Below are 15896 nucleotides of genomic sequence, written 5' to 3'. Positions count from 1 at the left end.
AACACGGTTAAAATTTGGTTTAGGCCGCCCGTCCGCAGCCGTTTGTCGTAAGCCACAGTTGGCGCGGACCCTAGGCGGAAATGCGGCCAAAACGCGACGAAGGCGTGGAAAAGGGGGAATGTAAGGGGAATTGAAGAGTTGGAGAACTGGAGAATTGAAGAAGGATGTTCACCTTAACTTCTCTCTGAGGTTCACCAGCATTCCGTACACATGGGCATACGATTGTAGCCACTCGTCCCGTTGCGCCTGTGAGATGTATTCGAGGTCGAATGCGTATGAAATCCACGTCTCGACTTCACTGCACGATCCCATGGCCATCGAAACGAACCGGGCGAATTCGGCTTTGGAGTGGGTCTGTTTGGCAAACCCCTCGGCCAGATTGGCGCAAATCCCTTTGCTGGAACGCCGCAGCTGATCGGCCAGCGCGTATTGCTCTATTTTGGGGAAAGCGAGCGTGGCCTTGTGAACCGTAAGAGAGACCATGTAAGCGCGCTTGTAGACCTCCAGATCCTTTGCTCGCTTTACGTAGCCTTCTGCTTTCTCCATCTCTTCAATTCTTCAATTCGCCAATTCCCGTATTATTCCAGCAGCGGTGACCAGGCCGGATCAGAAGCAAAATTCGCGGTCGGGATCGGCTGCTCGTTGCGGCCGGTGAGATCGACGGAAACCAGCTTCGGGCCGCCATTGGAGTCGCGGAAGAACATCAGCACGCGGCCGTTCGGCGCCCAGGTCGGGCCTTCCTGCTGGAAGCCGGACGACAGGATGCGCTCGCCAGAGCCGTCGGTTTTCATGACGCCGATCTGAAATTCGCCGCCGCTCTGCTTGGTGAAGGCGATGAGGTCGCCGCGCGGCGACCACACCGGCGTCGAATAGACGCCGTCGCCGAAGGAGATGCGGGTCTGGCCGGAGCCATCGGCGCCCATGACGTAGATCTGCGCGCGGCCGCCACGGTCGGAGGTGAACACCACCTTGCTGCCGTCGGGCGAATAGGAGGGCGAGGTGTCGATGGCGGTCGAGTTGGTCAGACGCGTGGTCGAACGGCTGCGCAGGTCCATGGCGAAGATGTTGGAATTGCCGTCGTCGCGCAGCAGGCTCATGATCACCTTCTGGCCGTCGGGCGAGAAGCGCGGCGCGAACGTCATGCCGGGAAAATTGCCGACCAGTTCGCGCTGCCCGGTCTCGATCTGCAAGAGATAGACCCGCGGCTGGCCGCTCTCATAGGACATGTAGGTGATTTCCTGCCGGTTCGGCGAGAAGCGCGGCGTCAGCACGATCGACCGCCCATCCGAGAGGTAGCGGATGTTGGCGCCGTCCTGGTCCATGATGGCGAGACGCTTCTTGCGCGCGTTCTTGGCGCCGGACTCGTCGATGAAGACGACGCGCGTGTCGAAATAGCCCTTCTCGCCGGTCAGCCGCTCATAGATGGCATCGGCGATGATATGAGCGACGCGGCGCTGATTGGCGTCGTTGGCGAAGAACTGCTCGCCGGCCATCTGCTGGCCCGCGAATGTATCCCACAGCCGGTACTGGGCGCGGATGCGGCCGTCTGCTTCCTTGCTGACGCTTCCGGTGACCAGCGCTTGCGCGTTGATCACCTTCCAGTCGTCGAAGCGGGGGGTTGCGTCCGGATTGGCGATCTTCTCGATGAAGGCGCTCTTGTCGATCGGCGCGAACAGGCCGGAGCGCTTCAAATCGGCGGTGACGATCTGTGAGATCTGAGCGCCAAGCGCATCGCCACCCTGGAAATCCGTGATGGCGATCGGCAGCGGCTCGACATTGCCCTTGTTGACGTTGAGTTCGACCAGCGCCCACGCAGGCATCGGAACGACGGCCGTCATGCCCAGCGCCATCGCTGCAATCGTCAGGAGCGGCTTGAGGAAAGATCGCATATCTTCTCGCTTCTCTTCTTTGATTGGGTGGACGCCCGGCCTAGAGGCCAAGCATTTCCCTTGGATCGAAGGTGACCCGGATGTCGTTCCAGATGTCCTGTTTGCCGGCGGGAACCTGCAGGCCGGCCACGTCGCATTTCTGAACCGCGCGCACCGCGCTTTCGTCAAATTGCCGGTTGCCGCTCGACTTTTCGACGGACGGGCGGCCGTCGAGCTTGCCCGAATTGTCCAGGTTGAAGCGGACCACGACGACGAAATTCTCCGAACCTTCAAGCCCGGCCGGCAATGTCCAGCAACCGCCCAACTGGCTTTCCAGGGCGCCCTGCTCCGACTTCGACAGCTTCTGGCCCTGATCCTTGTCGCCACCGAGCGACGCCTGCTGGGTCGAGCGCTTGGCACCACCGCCGGACGGCTTCTGCTTGTCGAGCAAGGCCGAAATCTCATTGGCGTTGAACTGCTTGTCGTCGGACTTCGGCTTGGACGAGGCTTCCTTGACCGGCTTGTCGGCATCCTTGCGTTCCGGCGCCTTGGCGCTTTCGGCCTGTGCCGGCTGCGGCTTTGGCCGCGCTTCCGGCGCGGGCGCCGAATTCGGCAATTGCGTCTCTTCGGTTGGCGGGTCCTTCGCTATGGCCTCGGCGACGGCGTCGGGCTTGACCTCGGGCGTCGGATCGATAGCGGCTGTCTTGTCCTGCGGCGGCGGGGTCGGCGCCGGCTTGGCCGGCGTCGGCTTGGGCTCGGTCTGCTTGACCGGCTCGGGCTTCACCTCTTCCTTGGGCGTCGGCGCTGGCGCCACTTCCGTCGCCGGAGTGGGCTTGGGCTTTTCCTGCGGCTTCGGAACGTCCTCGGTCTTCGGGATTTCCTTCGGGGTCGGCGCGGGTGGCGGCGCCGAGGTCGTGTCGACGGGTTTTGGTTTGGCTTCCGGCGTTATCGGCTTGTCGGTGTCGACGCTGTTTTCGCCGACCTTCTGCGCGTTGGGTACGATATCGGGACGCTGCGTCGGCAGCGGCGCCGGCTTTTCATGCATCACGGCCTTCTTGTCGCCCTGCAGCGTCTGCGCGATGGCTTCCATCGGCACGATGTCGACCGCGACCGACTCCACGTCGGCGGACGGAAGCGCGGCCGGCGCCGACAGGGTGAACAGGCCGAAGGCCAGCACCGCCGTATGCAAGATCACCGATGTGGTGAGGCCGGTCCTCATCGTGAGTCTATTGATCCTGTTCCTGCAGTGAAACCAGGCCGATGTTCTTGTAGCCAGCGGCCGAGATGCGAGCCATGACCTTCATGGCCGTGCCATAGTCGGTCGACTTGTCGCCACGGATGAAGATGCGCTCTTCATAACCGGTCTTCGAGATAGCCTGCAGTTTGGCCACCAGCTCCTCGATCGGAATCTCGGTTTCCTGCAGGAAAATCTTCCCGGTCGCATCGATCGAGACGGTGATCGGCTGGGTGTCGGCATTCATCGCCTTGGCCTGGGTGTCCGGCAGGTCGATCGGCACGCCGACCGTCAGCATCGGTGCCGCGACCATGAAGATGATCAAGAGCACCAGCATCACGTCGACCATCGGCGTGACGTTGATCTCCGACATCAGCGCATGGTGACGGCCGCGCCGCCGGTGGCCGCGCCCGCCGCGCCCTCCCATGCCTACGGACATACCCATCTCGTTACTCCTCAGGCCTTAGGCGCGACTTTTTCATCGATTTGGCGCGAGAGTATGGCGGAGAACTCATCCGAGAACCCCTCCATGCGCACGGCGATCTTGCTCGCATCCGATGACAGCTTGTTATAGGCGATGACCGCCGGAATCGCGGCGAGCAGGCCGATGGCCGTCGCCAGCAGCGCCTCGGCGATGCCGGGCGCGACCACCGCGAGGCTGGTGTTCTTGGAGCCGGCGATGGCCTGGAACGAGGTCATGATGCCGATGACGGTGCCGAACAGGCCGATGAAAGGTGCCGCGGATCCGGTGGTGGCGAGGAAGCCGAGGCGCCCCTCCAGCTTCTCCATCTCGCGGGTCAGCGCCAGGTCCATGGCCTTGTCGATGCGGGTCTGCAGGCCGAGCGGCGACTTGGCGCCTTTTTCGAAACTCTTCTTCCATTCGCGCATGGCGGCGACGAAAATGGCGCCCATGCCTGTCGTCTTGCGATCGGCGAGCGTGCGGTAGAGCTCCTCCAGCGACTGCCCGGACCAGAAAACCTGCTCGAAGCGGTTCAGCGCCAGCCGCATGCGGCCATAGGCGACCAGCTTGTCGACGATGATCGCCCAGGTCCACACCGAAGCGCAGAGCAGCCCGATCATGACCAGCTTGACCACCCAGCTGGCCTGCATGAACAAGGCCCAAATCGACAATTGCGCGCCCGGTTCGGCGAGTGCGATATTTTCCATCGTTACGTCCTTAAGATTTTCCGGGCGAAGCTGGCGGCTGGCCCATGGCATCCCTTGTGGTCGGTTCGCACGAAGCTACCGGACACCCCAAACCGTGCCGTTAGCGGCCTTTTCGGGGCAAATATTGGTGAAAGGAAGGCGCTGGATAACGCCAATCTTCACCAGTCTCTTCATGAACCGTTATGGTTAAGGATGGGTTAGTGTATAAGGCGCGGCGCATTGCCGCGCCTGGGTATCGCAGGCCGGCATCACCTGAATATCAGCCGACCCGTGGCATGAACGCCGCCACCCATTCCCTGGGAAAGCGCCTCGGCCGGCCGTTCTCGCCGATGATCGCCGCCTCGACCTTGGCCTCGACCAGCACCTCGTCGCCCCGCTTGAGCTGCTGTGCCATGAAGATTCGCGCACCGGAAATGGCATCGGTGCGGGTGTCTACGGTCAGGATGTCGTCGATGCGAGCGGGAATGCGGAAGTCGATCTCCATGCGGCGTACCACCCATGCGATCTTCTCGCCATGCTTGCCTTCGGCGAGTTCGGTGTGGTGCACGCCGGTGAGCCGGAGATAGTCGGAGCGGCCGCGCTCGAGGAATTCGAGATAGCGCGCGTGGTAGACGACGCCCGAAAAATCGGTGTCGGCGTAATAGACCCGCGCCATCAGCCGGTGGCCGAACTCGGTCAGCGCGCCGGAAAGCCCAGCCAGCAATGCCGCGGATTCACCATGATCGCCCATTGCGCTTCCCTTTTGGATGCCGACGCGGCAGGTATTTTTGGCGCATGAACCCGATGGCACTGTTGACGACGATGATCAAGACCTTGATGGCAGTCGTGCTAGCGCTGGCGGCTTCTACACTTTCGGCTGAAACGGCCACCTTCTCGATGAAGCGCGGTCTCAATCTCGACCAGTGGGTCACCTGGCCCGGCGAGGATCGGTGGGGTGATGCCAAGGCCATCCTGCCCTACCCGGAATGGCGAAAATTCCTTGGGGAAGACGACCTCAAGGCGTTGAAGGATGCCGGCTTCGATTTCCTGCGCATGCCGGTCGATCCGTCGCCTTTCCTCTCGGACAATACAACGGACCTGCGTGACCAACTCTATGCCAGCGTGCTGGCCTCGGCGCGCATGATCAACCGAGCCGGGCTGAAGGTCATCGTCGACATGCACCTGATCCCGGGCGGCGGCAGCCGCAAGATCGGCATGGGTGAGGTGATGGACGATCCCGCGACCTTCGACCGCTACGTCGAGATGGTTCGCGGCATGGCGCGCACGCTGGCGGGCGAAGATCCCGAAAAGGTCGCTTTCGAACCGATGAACGAGCCGATCGTCGATTGCGACAGCGACGGCACCAGCCTGTGGCCCGACCGCCAGCGCGAACTGTTCGCCGCGGCGCGCGCCTCGGCGACGAAGCTGACGCTGGTCCTGACCGGAGCCTGCTATTCCGCCGCCTCGTCGCTGGGGAAGATCGACCCGGGGACCATCCCCGACGACAACATCATCTGGACCTTCCACTCCTACGATCCATTCCTGCTCACCCATCAGGGCGCGACCTGGGCCGGCGACTTTATCCCCTACGTGACCGGCCTGCCCTATCCGTTGACGGCGGTTCCCAAGGCGCAGCTCGACGTCACGCTCGACACCATCCGCGCCCGGATTAAGGCCGAGGCGCCGTGGACACGGCAGAGCGGCCTGGTTGCCTATCTCGACGAGCAGGTCGCCAGCATGGACAGCCCCGACAAGCTGCTTGGCCTGATGGATGCGCCGTTCAAGACCGTCGAGGCGTGGGCGAAGGCCAACGGCATCAAGCCGCAAGACATCACCCTGGGCGAGTTCGGCATGATCCGCCAGGAATATGGCAATGCCTATGTGATGCCGGCGGAGTATCGGGCCGCCTATGTCAAGGATATGATCGCGCGGGCCGAAGCGCACGGCTTCTCATGGTCGCTGTGGAGCTATGGCGGCGCTTTCGGCGTCGTCGATGCGTTCAATGGCGACAAGGCCGAGCCAGGCGTGATGGACGCAATCCGAAGCCTCCCCTGAAGTCCCGGTCAGCCGAGGTCGATCTGCAGGATTTCCGGACGCATGCCGAAACGGATGGGCAAATTGCTGAAGCCGAGCCCGCCCGAGACGATCAGGTTGCGGTCGTTCTCGATGACATGGCCATAGGCGTAGCGATTGCCGAACTGCGACGGCACGATGGGCGAATAGCCGAACAGCCGCACCTGGCCGCCATGGGTGTGTCCCGCTAGCGTCAGCGACACACGCGACGGCACTTTTGGAAAAATGTCCGGTTCGTGCGCCAGCAGGATGACAGGCGCGGCGTCGCTGATTTTGGCCAGCGTGCCGTCGAGATCGTCCAATCCCCTGGGACGCTCGGTGTTCTTTTTCCGCAATAGCGCCAACTGATCGGCGAGGCCGGCGATCCATACGCCATGTCCGTCCTTTTCCAGACGCACGGCGTCGTTCTCCAGAACCGGGATGCCGACCTTCTCCAATGCCTTGCGCGCGATCGTCGGACCAACTCCGGCACGCTGCGCGAAGCCATCGGCCCACCAGTCGTGATTGCCGAGGATCGACAGCACGCCGAGCGGTGCCTTGAGGCCCGACAGGGCGCCAGCCCATTCCGGCGGCGTGACCCTACGTGACGCCAGGCGCATGCCGGCGATGTAGTCGCCGAGCAGAACGATCAGGTCCGGCTGCAACGCATTCGCCTCTTCGGCAAGCGAGGCAATCCGCTCCGGCGTCATCCAAGGCCGGCAGGCGTGGATGTCGGCAAGGGCGACGACGCGCAGCTTCAATCCATCAGGCCAATGCGGTGGCGTCAGCGCATAGCGCTTCACATGCGTCAGCAGCATCGGCTCGATGCCGACGGCGTAGGCGCTGAACGAGGCGACCGACAGCAGCGACCCGCCGATAAAGCGCATGAACCCGCGTCTGGTTATCATTGAGTGGCTCCGGCACCTCATTTCGGCATGCGCTGGTGCGTGTCGATCCTGGTTTGGGCGGACGACATGCATGGAGGCAGCGAACCCGATACAATCCAGGAATACGCCGGTAAGCCGGCAAAGATGAGGAGAATTTGCGCAGGCCCGTTCACTGATGCTTGATCACTGGTCCGGGAACCCGTGACTGATCGATTGCCCCGCTATTCTTCCTGGAACAGGCTGATCTGCTGCTGCGCCAGGTCCTTCGGCGCATCAAGGCCGAGATGGCGCCAGGCATTGGCGGTCAGCACGCGGCCACGCGGCGTGCGCTGGATGAAGCCCTGCTGGATCAGATAGGGCTCGATAATGTCCTCGATGGCGTCGCGCGGCTCGGACAAGCCCGCCGCGATCGTCTCGATTCCCACCGGCCCGCCGCCGAAATTGCGGGCGATCATGCTGAGATAGCGGCGGTCGAGCGCGTCGAGGCCGAGCGCATCGACTTCGAGCCGGGTCAAGGCCTCGTCGGCGATCAGGCGGTCGACATGGCCGTCGCCGGCGACCGAGGCGAAATCGCGCACGCGCCGCAACAGCCGCCCGGCAATGCGCGGCGTGCCGCGCGCGCGCCGGGCGATCTCGAGTGCACCGTCGTCGCCGAGCGGCATCTGCAGGATGCGGGCGCCGCGCCGCACGATCTGCTCCAACTCCTCGACCGTGTAGAAATTGAGCCGCACCGGGATGCCGAACCGGTCGCGCAGCGGATTGGTGAGCAGGCCGAGCCGCGTGGTGGCTGCCACCAGCGTGAAACGGGCAAGGTCGATCTTGACCGAACGCGCCGCCGGTCCCTCGCCGATGATCAGGTCGAGCTGGAAATCCTCCATCGCCGGATAGAGGATTTCCTCCACCGCCGGGTTGAGCCTGTGGATCTCGTCGATGAACAGCACATCGCCTTCTTCGAGATTGGTCAGCAGTGCCGCGAGATCGCCGGCCTTGGCGATGACCGGCCCGGAGGTCGAGCGGAAATTGACGCCGAGTTCGCGCGCCATGATCTGCGCCAGCGTCGTCTTGCCCAGCCCCGGCGGTCCGACGAACAGCACGTGGTCGAGCGCCTCCTTGCGGCCCTTGGCGGCCTCGATGAAGACTTTGAGGTTTGCCCGAACCGCCGCCTGGCCGACGAAATCGTCGAGCGTCTGCGGCCGCAAGGTCTGCTCGGCATCCTCGCCGCGTTTTTCCGGAGCAATGAGACGGGGGGAAAGGCTCATGCCAGCAATTCCATGCTTGCAATGGACCTTGCAGCCCGCTGATCGAAAGTAACCGTATGAGAACAGCCCACATTTCGGTTGTGTTCGGCGATGAGCGCATCGGCAAAGTCAACCTGCGGCATGTTGGACCTTTCGAGCGCGATCACGATGGCATCGAAATCCTCGAAAACCAACGTTCTGATTTTCAGCAGTCTTTGGATTGCGGCCAGGACTTGTTCCTTGGACATCCTGTAGCGAGAAATCAGCGACCAACTGAACTCGACCAGGACAATCAGGCTGACAAAGCCTGGGGTATCCTCACTAAGGCCTTTGCCGAAAGCCAAGGCTTTTGCCCTTTGCTCGGCATCATCGTTCAGCACCATTCGAAGCAGAACGTTCGTATCGATGCCTATCGACGTCACGCGTCGCCCTCACGTCCGCCCTTCGGCGCGTCCCCGACAACATGCCGTCCAACCGCGTCCCGAACCGCGGCATCGATTTCCTCGAGTGAAGCCGGCCCGTCGGGCGGATCTCCCAGGAATCCGGCGAGGTCAGCAAAGTCGAGATTGCGTGGCGTTCCGATCAAATAGCCATCCACTACGGTCCAGGCGATCATGTCACCCGCCTTGAGCGACAGTGCATCCCTGACGTCCTTTGGGATGGTAAGCTGGCCTTTCGATGTCAGGCTTGCATAAGCACCCATTTTGTTACTTTCTGAGAAATTGCTTACAAAACATATTGTAGTTGGAATTTTGTTTTCAAGCAATCACCGCGCCAGTTCCTTCAGCCCGAAACGGATCAGCTTGGAGGCATCGGCCCCCTCTCCTGCCGTCTTCAGCGCCGCCGATACCGCATTGGCGGCGGTGTCGCGGGAATAGCCGAGATTGACCAAGGCCGAGACAGCGTCGGTGATCGGCGCCGGCGCCACGCCTTCGCCGAGCTCCTGCTTCAGCCCGATCGTGCCGGAGGCAGCGCCGGCATAGGCCGGTGCCTTGGCCTTCAATTCGGTGACGATGCGCTCGGCCACCTTCTTGCCGACGCCGGGCGCGCGGGAAACCATGGCGATGTCGCGCAGCGCGATCGCATTGGCGAGGTCGGCCGGCGCCAGCGTCGACAGTATGGCCAGCGCCACCTTGGCGCCGACACCCGGCACATTGTTCATCAGCAGCCGAAACCATTCGCGCTCGAGCTGCGACTGGAAACCATAGAGCCGGATCATGTCCTCGCGCACATAGGTCTCGATGAACAGCACCAAAGCTTCGCCGGGCGAAGGCAGCGCGGCGAGCGTGCGCGCCGAGCAATAGGCGACATAGCCGACGCCATGCACGTCGACGAGGCAATGATCCTCATCGATCTCGTCCAGCGTCCCCTTGAGCTTGCCAATCATTCCCGACAGCCTCTCACGACGCCAGCGCCAGCCTATAGGCGGCACTTTGCCGGTGATGCGCGTGGCAAATCGCAATGGCCAGCGCGTCAGCGGCGTGTTCGGTGTCGACGACCGCCTTCGGCAATAACACCTTCACCATCATGTGGATCTGCTTCTTGTCGCCGTGGCCGACGCCGATCACCGCCTTCTTCACCGCGTTTGGCGCATATTCGGCGACAACGAGGCCGGCGCGCGCCGGCACCAGCATGGCGATGCCGCGTGCCTGCCCGAGCTTCAGCGTCGCAACGGCATCCTTGTTGACGAAGGTCTGTTCGACCGCGGCCTCATGCGGCATGGCCTGATGCAGGATTTCGGCGAGCCCGTCATGCAGTTGGCAGAGCCGCGTCGCCAGCGCCGCCTTGTCCTCGGAGCGTACGGTGCCCGAAGCGACGAAGCGCAAGGAATTGCCGAGGCTCTCGATGATGCCCCAGCCGGTGCGCCTGAGCCCCGGATCGATACCGATGATGCGAATCGCGTCCCCCATGCCGTGAGTGTACCTCCGGCGGACAGCGATGCCAGCGAAAAGTGAACAAACCGGAAACGCCCACCCCGCCAACCGGGGAACGCTTCGAAGTTTCTCAGTTGCGGGCGAAGGCGGTGTTGAGCAGGCTGATCTGGTCCGAGACCGGATTGGGCCGGCGGGTCACGGGCTGCATGTCGACCACCGCGCCGGCGCCGTAGATCTCTTCGTCCATGCGGCGCACCAATGCCTGCAGGCGCAGCGACCGGTTGACGAGGTCGAGAAAATCGCTCGGCAGTTCGGCCCAGCCGGCCGCCTCGTCATGGGCGGAAGCGGTGTCGAGGCGCACCTTGGACTTTTCCGAAGCGACCTGGTCGCGGGTCATCTCGCCGGAATTCGCCGCGCGCTGCAAAAGCAGCCACGAGGCAACCTGCATCAGCCTGGTGGTCAGCCGCATCGACTCGGCCGCGTAGAGCGTGGCTGCCAGCCGCGACAGTTTCTTGGCCTCGGCCCGGCCCTTGCCGTCGAGATACTCCGCCGCCTGTTCGACTAGGCCCATGCCTTCCTGGTAAAGCGGTTTGAAGGAGTGCGAAAACACCCGGCGTTCCGCCAGCTTGACGGTTTTCACAACGCCTTTCGACGGCTCGTTCATTGATAACGCCCCTGCACTTGCAACCGGCCGATTCGGCTCTCTGCCGATACACCCGTGACCCTATAAAACTGAAGCTTGAAAATGCGCTTCGTCCGGGGTGAAGGCAAGCACATGTTTAACAGAAGGTTAACAGCGACCGGCGTCGCGGGATGCCACCGGAATGCGGACAAAAAAAGAGCCGCGGATAAGGCGGCTCTCAGGAGTTTAACAGGGAGGCGTCAAACAAAGTGGCTCCAACCACTCGGTAAGAATCCAGATCACTGGATGCACATAGTAAACGCCTGTAAAGCTTAATGGACCCTTAACATCCCTGATATTTTTTGACCCTACACACTACTCCTGTGCCGTAACAGCACAGCCGCACAGGCAAGGTTTCGGCCTCACTCAGGCCTTTTTCCACACCACCGGCAAGGCGATGAAGGCGAACAGCAGCATGCCTGCGTAGAAGCCGATCGAAGATATCCCCAGCAACGGCTCGATCCCCGGATTTCCGGCAAGCAGTATATAAAGGCCGATCATGAGCCCGATGCCGCTGATCGCCGTCAGCCAGAAATGGACGAGGGCCAGCGTCTTTTGCCCGGCAGCCGGAAACAGGTGGTAAAAGAACGCGAAGACCGCCGACATAAGCCAGCCAGCCACCATCGTGTGGGCGTGGGTCGGCATCTGGCCATGATCCTCGCTAATCGCCATGTGGATGCCGAGTGCCATGCCGCACAGCGCGTAGATGATCGCCAGCGTGAAGAAATTCCGTGCTACCCCTTGCATATATTAGTCCCCCGAATTGCCTTTTCCCAAGTTGGGAATGAGTTGATCGTCAGGCAAGCGCTGCCGCCGCCGGACCTCCGGCGTCGGCACTAGCATCGGCATTGTTTCCGGACGATGTCACGCCCCCGACAATGCCGACAATAGCAGAAAGCCGGGCGGCGCCTTCATCATATTAGCGGTGCCTTTCGTTAGCCGGCGGCCTGAAACACAGCCGGTTTTTCCACGACATCGTCTCGAAACAACCGCAGCGCTAAACGCAGCGGCGGCGAAGCGGACGGGCAATGGCCCACCCCCGCCAGCAACCATTGGGCATCGGGGAGAAAGCCATGGATTGGTATTCCATCGTCAAATTGCTGCACATCCTTTCAGCGACGCTTTGGGTCGGCGGCGGCTTCACGCTGATGGTGCTGGCGACGCTGGCGGATCGAGCCGGCAACATCCAGGGAACCCTGCAGGCGATGCGCGCCACCGGCGAGCTGGGCAACCGCTTCTTCGCGCCGATGTCGATGCTGACATTGGCCTTCGGATTGATCATGTGCTCGTTCTGGGTCGGCTTCTCCGATCTCTGGGTCCTGATCGGCCTTGCCGGCTACGCCACGACCTTCTGCATCGGAATGTTCGTTTTCAAGCCGACTGCCGACCGCATGGGCGCGATGATCGCCAGGGACGGCGTGACGCCCGCGGCACTGGCCTATGGCCAGCGCATCCTGCGGGCGGCGCGCTTCGACTATGCGGTCATGCTCGTCATCATCACCGACATGGTGCTGAAGCCGACCCTGCACGACGTCGTCATTCTCGCGGGCATGGTGGTGGTTCTTGCCGCCGGTGCCGCCATGGCGCTCAGCCGGCCAAGACGCATGGTGCCCAGCGCCGCCTGACGCGGGCTGGAGTGCTACATGATGCCGGCGATCCCGTCCCACAGAAGCTTCACGGCCACGACCGCCACGGTCGCATAGGTGAAGGGATAAAAAATCTCCGGCCGCATGCGCCGCACCAGCCATGCGCCGGCGATGGTCGACAGCGGCGCCAGCGGCATCAGCACCGCCGATGCCGTCAGGTTGGCGGTATCGAACTGGCCGAGCGCGAAATAGGGAATGAGCTTCAGCGCGTTGGTGGCGGCAAAGAAGATCGCCGCCGTGCCCGACAGCACCTTGGGGTCGAGCCGGATCGGCAAGGCATAGACCTGGAAGGGCGGGCCGCCGACATGGGCGACGAAGCTGGTGAACCCGGCGACCGTGCCCCATATGGCCGCCGCCACGCGATTGGGCGCGGCGGCATGGTCGGAGCCGTGACGAAACTGCAGGTAAAGCCAGCGCAGCACGAAGATGATGGCGACGGCGCCGACGATCAGCCGCACCGCTTCCTCGGTGACGAGTGCCGCCGTCAGCCAGCCAAGCCCGATGCCGATGACGGCGCCCGGCATCATGTCGACCAGCATCTTGCGATCGTATACGCCCCACCACGTCCACACCGAGACGATGTCCATCAGGCACAGGATCGGCAGCAGGATGGCGGCCGCCTGCACCGGCGGCATGGTCAGCGCCATCAGCGGCACGCCGACGAAGCCGACGGCGCCGCCAAAGCCGCCCTTCGACAGGCCGACCAGAATGACCGCCGGGACGGCGGCCGCGTAGAACCACGGATCGAGAAGCAGGCCTGACATGGGGAGGGACTGGTCTGGAGGGAAAGCGGATCAACGCCTGAATAGCCCAGAATCGCGTGCCCGGCGACCGCAAATATGGGCTGGCCGCGACGCGCCTGGCCGACGGGCTTCGAATAGCTATCGGCGCGCCGAAACCAGCAGGAACATCGGCCGCTCGAGCTCTTCCGCAAGACCCGGCATGGCCGCGATCTGCGCGTCCGTCGGACGGAATTCCTCGACATGCTCGATCGTGAAACCCGTCCCGATCAGCGTGTTGAGCGTGGTGCCGATGGTGCGGTGATGTTTTACCACGCCCTTGGCCAACCAGTCGGTCTTGCGCGGCCCTTCCACCAGATACCGGTCGACAGGCCAGGTCTTTTTCCCCTCGCCATCGATCGACCAGCCGGGATTGGTCGGCGCCATGTAGATCGGATGCTCCGTCGAGAAGACAAAATGGCCGCCTGGCGACAGGGCCTGATGCACGGTTCCGAACAGGCGCTCGACATCCGCGACATAGTGCAAGGCGAGCGAACTGTAGGCGAGGTCGAAGCTGGCCCGCGGCAGGCTGAGCTGGTCGAGGTCGGCTCTTTCATAGGTGATGCCCGTGTCCGGGCCGGCAGCTCTGGCCCGGGCAAGCATCTTCTCCGACAGGTCCAGCCCAAGGACATCGCGCGCCCCTTGCCCGTGCGCCCAGCGGCAAAACCAGCCAAAGCCGCAGCCGAGGTCGACGATCCTCAGGCCTGTGACATCAGGCAGCATCGCGCGCAGCGCCGGCCACTCGGCGGCACCGTCCAGGCCTTCGACCGAGCGGCCAAGCTGGCTGTAACCCGCGAAGAATTCCGGTTGATCGTAAATGTTCTGCGCCATGTTTTTCTCGCTCTTCAGACAGCCATCTGGCGGAAGGCTGACATTTGGTGGACTGGCCGCGCCTTTCCACCATGGCCTCGGGGTGTCAAGCCTATGAGCCCGACGGCAACCCCAGTGGCGGCGGCCGCCGCCGGATCGGCTGTGCCTTGATGATGGCGGTGCTGGTCTCGGCCTTGTCGGCGATCCGGTCGAGAATGCCGTCGAGGTCGCCGATCGAGCGCACGAACAGCCGGGCGACGAAACAGTCATCTCCCGTCACCTTGTCGCATTCGCCAAACTCTTCAATCTCCTCGATCAGTTTCTGGACGATGTGCAGCTTGCCCGGCAAAGGTTTGATCCGCACGATCGCCTGCAGCGTATAGCCGAGCGCCAGCGGATCGATCTCGACGGTGAACGCCCGGATGACGCCGCGCTCCTCGAGCCGCCGCAAGCGCTCCGAAACGCTCGGCGACGACAGCCCGACCTGGGCCGCCAGATCCTTCAGCGAGGTCCGCGCATCCCTGACCAGGATTTCGAGGAGATTTCGGTCGAGATCGTCCAGCATTTCTTTTTCTCGCAGATTCGAGCGGCTGCCTAATATAATTAGGCCACCTCCTCATATAGCCTTCCTGAGGAGATGGAAAGCCTCGACATCACATGAGATTATGCTGGCTCAACGGGTTCAGAGGCTTATCATGAACGATACGGTACGTGGCACGGTCGAAATGTCGGCCGCAATGGCGATCCTGGGAACGATCGGATGGTTCGTCATCATGTCCGGCCAGCCGATCATGGATGTAGTGTTCTGGCGCTGCGCGTTCGGCGCGCTGACGCTGCTCATCATCTGCGCTTCGCTTGGATTGTTGCGCAACAGGCTGTCGTTGCGCATCGTCGGCCTCGCAGCACTTGGGGGCGCGGCGATCGTCATCAACTGGCTGCTCCTGTTTAGCGCATTCTCACGCGCCTCCATCTCGATCGCCACCGCGGTCTACAACACGCAACCCTTCATGCTGGTCGGCTTCGGCGCGCTGTTGTTCGCCGAGCGGCTGACATTGACCAAGCTGACCTGGCTGGCAATCGCCTTCGCCGGCATGGTGCTGATCGTCGGAGCCGCCCCAGACGCCGGCGATGTCGGCACGAACTATTTCGCCGGCATCCTGATGGCCCTGGCCGCCGCCTTTTTCTGGGCTGTCGCGGCCATCGTCACCAAGAAACTCAAGGGCACGCCGCCGCATCTGATCGCGCTCATCCAGGTCTGCGTCGGCGTCGTCATGCTGGCGCCCTTCGCCAATCTCTCGCATCTTCCCGCCGACCCATGGAGCTGGGCCATGCTGGCAACGCTCGGCATCGTCCACACCGGCGTGATGTACATCCTGATGTACGGCGCCATCCAGAAGCTGCCGACGCATCTGCAGGGGTCGCTGTCCTTCATCTATCCGGTCGTTGCCATCCTGGTCGATGTCATCGCTTTCGGCCATCGGCTGCATCTTAGCCAGGTCGTCGGCGCCGCCGCCATCCTGATCGCAGCCGCCGGCATGAACCTCGGCTGGACATTGTGGAAATCGAGACCGTCCGCCGCGAGCCCGCAGCCGACCAAGTAAGGCGGCACGCCGGCTACCCGGCGGTCAAAAAATCCGATCCTGGCTGTCCGCCTGTTCAAAGCGGGCAGTTTGCTCTATG

20 protein-coding genes are annotated in these 15896 nt (G+C 62.7%); 3 read left to right on the top strand and 17 right to left on the bottom strand.

The annotated features are described in order from the left end of the window. Positions 1-168: 168 nt before the first annotated feature. The 6 genes from EN808_RS25805 to ybgC form a co-directional block, all read right to left on the bottom strand. Positions 169-546 carry a four helix bundle protein gene (locus EN808_RS25805; protein WP_127872128.1) on the bottom strand — a complete coding sequence of 126 codons (378 nt, stop codon included), beginning with the start codon at positions 544-546 and terminating at the stop codon, positions 169-171. A gap of 32 nt (positions 547-578) precedes the next feature. Further along, on the bottom strand, positions 579-1889 hold the full coding sequence (gene tolB, locus EN808_RS25800) for a Tol-Pal system beta propeller repeat protein TolB (protein WP_127872129.1): 1311 nt from the start codon (positions 1887-1889) through the stop codon (positions 579-581). Between the two features lie 40 nt (positions 1890-1929). Continuing rightward, on the bottom strand, positions 1930-3087 hold the full coding sequence (locus EN808_RS25795) for a TonB family protein (protein WP_127872130.1): 1158 nt from the start codon (positions 3085-3087) through the stop codon (positions 1930-1932). A 7-nt stretch (positions 3088-3094) separates the two neighbouring features. Next, complete coding sequence (gene tolR, locus EN808_RS25790) at positions 3095-3547, bottom strand: protein TolR (protein ID WP_027141797.1); 453 nt, start codon at positions 3545-3547, stop codon at positions 3095-3097. Positions 3548-3558: 11 nt separating this feature from the next. Continuing rightward, entirely contained in the window at positions 3559-4269 is a 711-nt protein-coding gene (gene tolQ, locus EN808_RS25785) for a protein TolQ (RefSeq protein WP_015315267.1), read from the bottom strand. 259 nt (positions 4270-4528) lie between these two features. Beyond that, the gene (ybgC, locus tag EN808_RS25780; protein ID WP_127280352.1) at positions 4529-4999 is read right to left on the bottom strand and encodes a tol-pal system-associated acyl-CoA thioesterase; all 471 of its coding nucleotides are present in this window, start codon (positions 4997-4999) and stop codon (positions 4529-4531) included. A 53-nt stretch (positions 5000-5052) separates the two neighbouring features. Here ybgC and EN808_RS25775 point away from each other — a divergent pair, with 53 nt between their 5' ends. Further along, positions 5053-6303: a cellulase family glycosylhydrolase gene (locus tag EN808_RS25775; protein WP_135917199.1), complete on the top strand. Its 1251-nt coding sequence runs from the start codon at positions 5053-5055 to the stop codon at positions 6301-6303. Between the two features lie 8 nt (positions 6304-6311). Here EN808_RS25775 and EN808_RS25770 read toward each other — a convergent pair whose 3' ends face one another. The 8 genes from EN808_RS25770 to EN808_RS25735 all read right to left on the bottom strand — a co-directional run bounded on the left by EN808_RS25770 (position 6312) and on the right by EN808_RS25735 (position 11728). Continuing rightward, positions 6312-7208, bottom strand: a complete 897-nt coding sequence (locus EN808_RS25770) for a metallophosphoesterase (protein ID WP_127872131.1) — start codon at positions 7206-7208, stop codon at positions 6312-6314. A 200-nt stretch (positions 7209-7408) separates the two neighbouring features. Next, on the bottom strand, positions 7409-8446 hold the full coding sequence (gene ruvB / locus EN808_RS25765; RefSeq protein ID WP_135882188.1) for a Holliday junction branch migration DNA helicase RuvB: 1038 nt from the start codon (positions 8444-8446) through the stop codon (positions 7409-7411). Continuing rightward, positions 8443-8847 carry a type II toxin-antitoxin system VapC family toxin gene (locus EN808_RS25760; protein WP_135882190.1) on the bottom strand — a complete coding sequence of 135 codons (405 nt, stop codon included), beginning with the start codon at positions 8845-8847 and terminating at the stop codon, positions 8443-8445. Before EN808_RS25760 ends, ruvB begins: the two co-directional genes overlap by 4 nt. Beyond that, positions 8844-9191 carry an AbrB/MazE/SpoVT family DNA-binding domain-containing protein gene (locus tag EN808_RS25755; protein WP_245525124.1) on the bottom strand — a complete coding sequence of 116 codons (348 nt, stop codon included), beginning with the start codon at positions 9189-9191 and terminating at the stop codon, positions 8844-8846. Before EN808_RS25755 ends, EN808_RS25760 begins: the two co-directional genes overlap by 4 nt. Beyond that, entirely contained in the window at positions 9192-9812 is a 621-nt protein-coding gene (gene ruvA / locus EN808_RS25750) for a Holliday junction branch migration protein RuvA (protein ID WP_135917134.1), read from the bottom strand. It lies immediately after the preceding gene. A 13-nt stretch (positions 9813-9825) separates the two neighbouring features. Next, a complete protein-coding gene (ruvC, locus tag EN808_RS25745; RefSeq protein ID WP_135917133.1) occupies positions 9826-10335 on the bottom strand; it encodes a crossover junction endodeoxyribonuclease RuvC in 510 nt (169 codons plus the stop codon). Positions 10336-10429: 94 nt separating this feature from the next. Continuing rightward, positions 10430-10963, bottom strand: a complete 534-nt coding sequence (locus EN808_RS25740; RefSeq protein ID WP_135917132.1) for a DUF1465 family protein — start codon at positions 10961-10963, stop codon at positions 10430-10432. A gap of 384 nt (positions 10964-11347) precedes the next feature. Beyond that, positions 11348-11728: a hypothetical protein gene (locus tag EN808_RS25735; RefSeq protein WP_023771684.1), complete on the bottom strand. Its 381-nt coding sequence runs from the start codon at positions 11726-11728 to the stop codon at positions 11348-11350. A gap of 326 nt (positions 11729-12054) precedes the next feature. Here EN808_RS25735 and EN808_RS25730 point away from each other — a divergent pair, with 326 nt between their 5' ends. Then, on the top strand, positions 12055-12606 hold the full coding sequence (locus tag EN808_RS25730) for a DUF2269 family protein (RefSeq protein WP_127872135.1): 552 nt from the start codon (positions 12055-12057) through the stop codon (positions 12604-12606). A gap of 14 nt (positions 12607-12620) precedes the next feature. Here the strand turns inward: EN808_RS25730 and EN808_RS25725 are convergent, their stop codons facing one another. From EN808_RS25725 to EN808_RS25715, 3 genes are all read right to left on the bottom strand, one after another. Further along, positions 12621-13391 (bottom strand): sulfite exporter TauE/SafE family protein, encoded by a 771-nt coding sequence (locus EN808_RS25725; RefSeq protein ID WP_127872136.1) that lies wholly within the window; start codon positions 13389-13391, stop codon positions 12621-12623. A gap of 117 nt (positions 13392-13508) precedes the next feature. After that, positions 13509-14237 (bottom strand): class I SAM-dependent methyltransferase, encoded by a 729-nt coding sequence (locus EN808_RS25720; protein ID WP_135917131.1) that lies wholly within the window; start codon positions 14235-14237, stop codon positions 13509-13511. 91 nt (positions 14238-14328) lie between these two features. Beyond that, positions 14329-14781 (bottom strand): Lrp/AsnC family transcriptional regulator, encoded by a 453-nt coding sequence (locus EN808_RS25715; protein WP_127872137.1) that lies wholly within the window; start codon positions 14779-14781, stop codon positions 14329-14331. 130 nt (positions 14782-14911) lie between these two features. On the opposite strand from EN808_RS25715, the gene EN808_RS25710 reads away from it, so the two are divergent. Continuing rightward, positions 14912-15817, top strand: coding sequence for a DMT family transporter (locus EN808_RS25710; protein ID WP_135917130.1), 906 nt, complete (start codon positions 14912-14914; stop codon positions 15815-15817). Positions 15818-15896 lie beyond the last annotated feature (79 nt).

Origin of the sequence: Mesorhizobium sp. M8A.F.Ca.ET.165.01.1.1, from assembly GCF_004792065.1 — a bacterium.
GTDB lineage: Bacteria > Pseudomonadota > Alphaproteobacteria > Rhizobiales > Rhizobiaceae > Mesorhizobium.
Note: the sequence above shows the minus strand (reverse complement) of the source record. Positions and strands in the feature narration are given on the sequence as shown.

What these genes read in the sequence shown, in the direction of transcription:
- EN808_RS25805 (WP_127872128.1), bottom strand. Translation starts at nt 546, where the DNA reads ATGGAGAAAGCAGAAGGCTACGTAAAGCGAGCAAAGGATCTGGAGGTC.
- tolB (WP_127872129.1), bottom strand. Translation starts at nt 1,889, where the DNA reads ATGCGATCTTTCCTCAAGCCGCTCCTGACGATTGCAGCGATGGCGCTG.
- EN808_RS25795 (WP_127872130.1), bottom strand. Translation starts at nt 3,087, where the DNA reads ATGAGGACCGGCCTCACCACATCGGTGATCTTGCATACGGCGGTGCTG.
- tolR (WP_027141797.1), bottom strand. Translation starts at nt 3,547, where the DNA reads ATGGGTATGTCCGTAGGCATGGGAGGGCGCGGCGGGCGCGGCCACCGG.
- tolQ (WP_015315267.1), bottom strand. Translation starts at nt 4,269, where the DNA reads ATGGAAAATATCGCACTCGCCGAACCGGGCGCGCAATTGTCGATTTGG.
- ybgC (WP_127280352.1), bottom strand. Translation starts at nt 4,999, where the DNA reads ATGGGCGATCATGGTGAATCCGCGGCATTGCTGGCTGGGCTTTCCGGC.
- EN808_RS25775 (WP_135917199.1), top strand. Translation starts at nt 5,053, where the DNA reads ATGGCACTGTTGACGACGATGATCAAGACCTTGATGGCAGTCGTGCTA.
- EN808_RS25770 (WP_127872131.1), bottom strand. Translation starts at nt 7,208, where the DNA reads ATGATAACCAGACGCGGGTTCATGCGCTTTATCGGCGGGTCGCTGCTG.
- ruvB (WP_135882188.1), bottom strand. Translation starts at nt 8,446, where the DNA reads ATGAGCCTTTCCCCCCGTCTCATTGCTCCGGAAAAACGCGGCGAGGAT.
- ruvA (WP_135917134.1), bottom strand. Translation starts at nt 9,812, where the DNA reads ATGATTGGCAAGCTCAAGGGGACGCTGGACGAGATCGATGAGGATCAT.
- ruvC (WP_135917133.1), bottom strand. Translation starts at nt 10,335, where the DNA reads ATGGGGGACGCGATTCGCATCATCGGTATCGATCCGGGGCTCAGGCGC.
- EN808_RS25740 (WP_135917132.1), bottom strand. Translation starts at nt 10,963, where the DNA reads ATGAACGAGCCGTCGAAAGGCGTTGTGAAAACCGTCAAGCTGGCGGAA.
- EN808_RS25735 (WP_023771684.1), bottom strand. Translation starts at nt 11,728, where the DNA reads ATGCAAGGGGTAGCACGGAATTTCTTCACGCTGGCGATCATCTACGCG.
- EN808_RS25730 (WP_127872135.1), top strand. Translation starts at nt 12,055, where the DNA reads ATGGATTGGTATTCCATCGTCAAATTGCTGCACATCCTTTCAGCGACG.
- EN808_RS25725 (WP_127872136.1), bottom strand. Translation starts at nt 13,391, where the DNA reads ATGTCAGGCCTGCTTCTCGATCCGTGGTTCTACGCGGCCGCCGTCCCG.
- EN808_RS25720 (WP_135917131.1), bottom strand. Translation starts at nt 14,237, where the DNA reads ATGGCGCAGAACATTTACGATCAACCGGAATTCTTCGCGGGTTACAGC.
- EN808_RS25715 (WP_127872137.1), bottom strand. Translation starts at nt 14,781, where the DNA reads ATGCTGGACGATCTCGACCGAAATCTCCTCGAAATCCTGGTCAGGGAT.
- EN808_RS25710 (WP_135917130.1), top strand. Translation starts at nt 14,912, where the DNA reads ATGAACGATACGGTACGTGGCACGGTCGAAATGTCGGCCGCAATGGCG.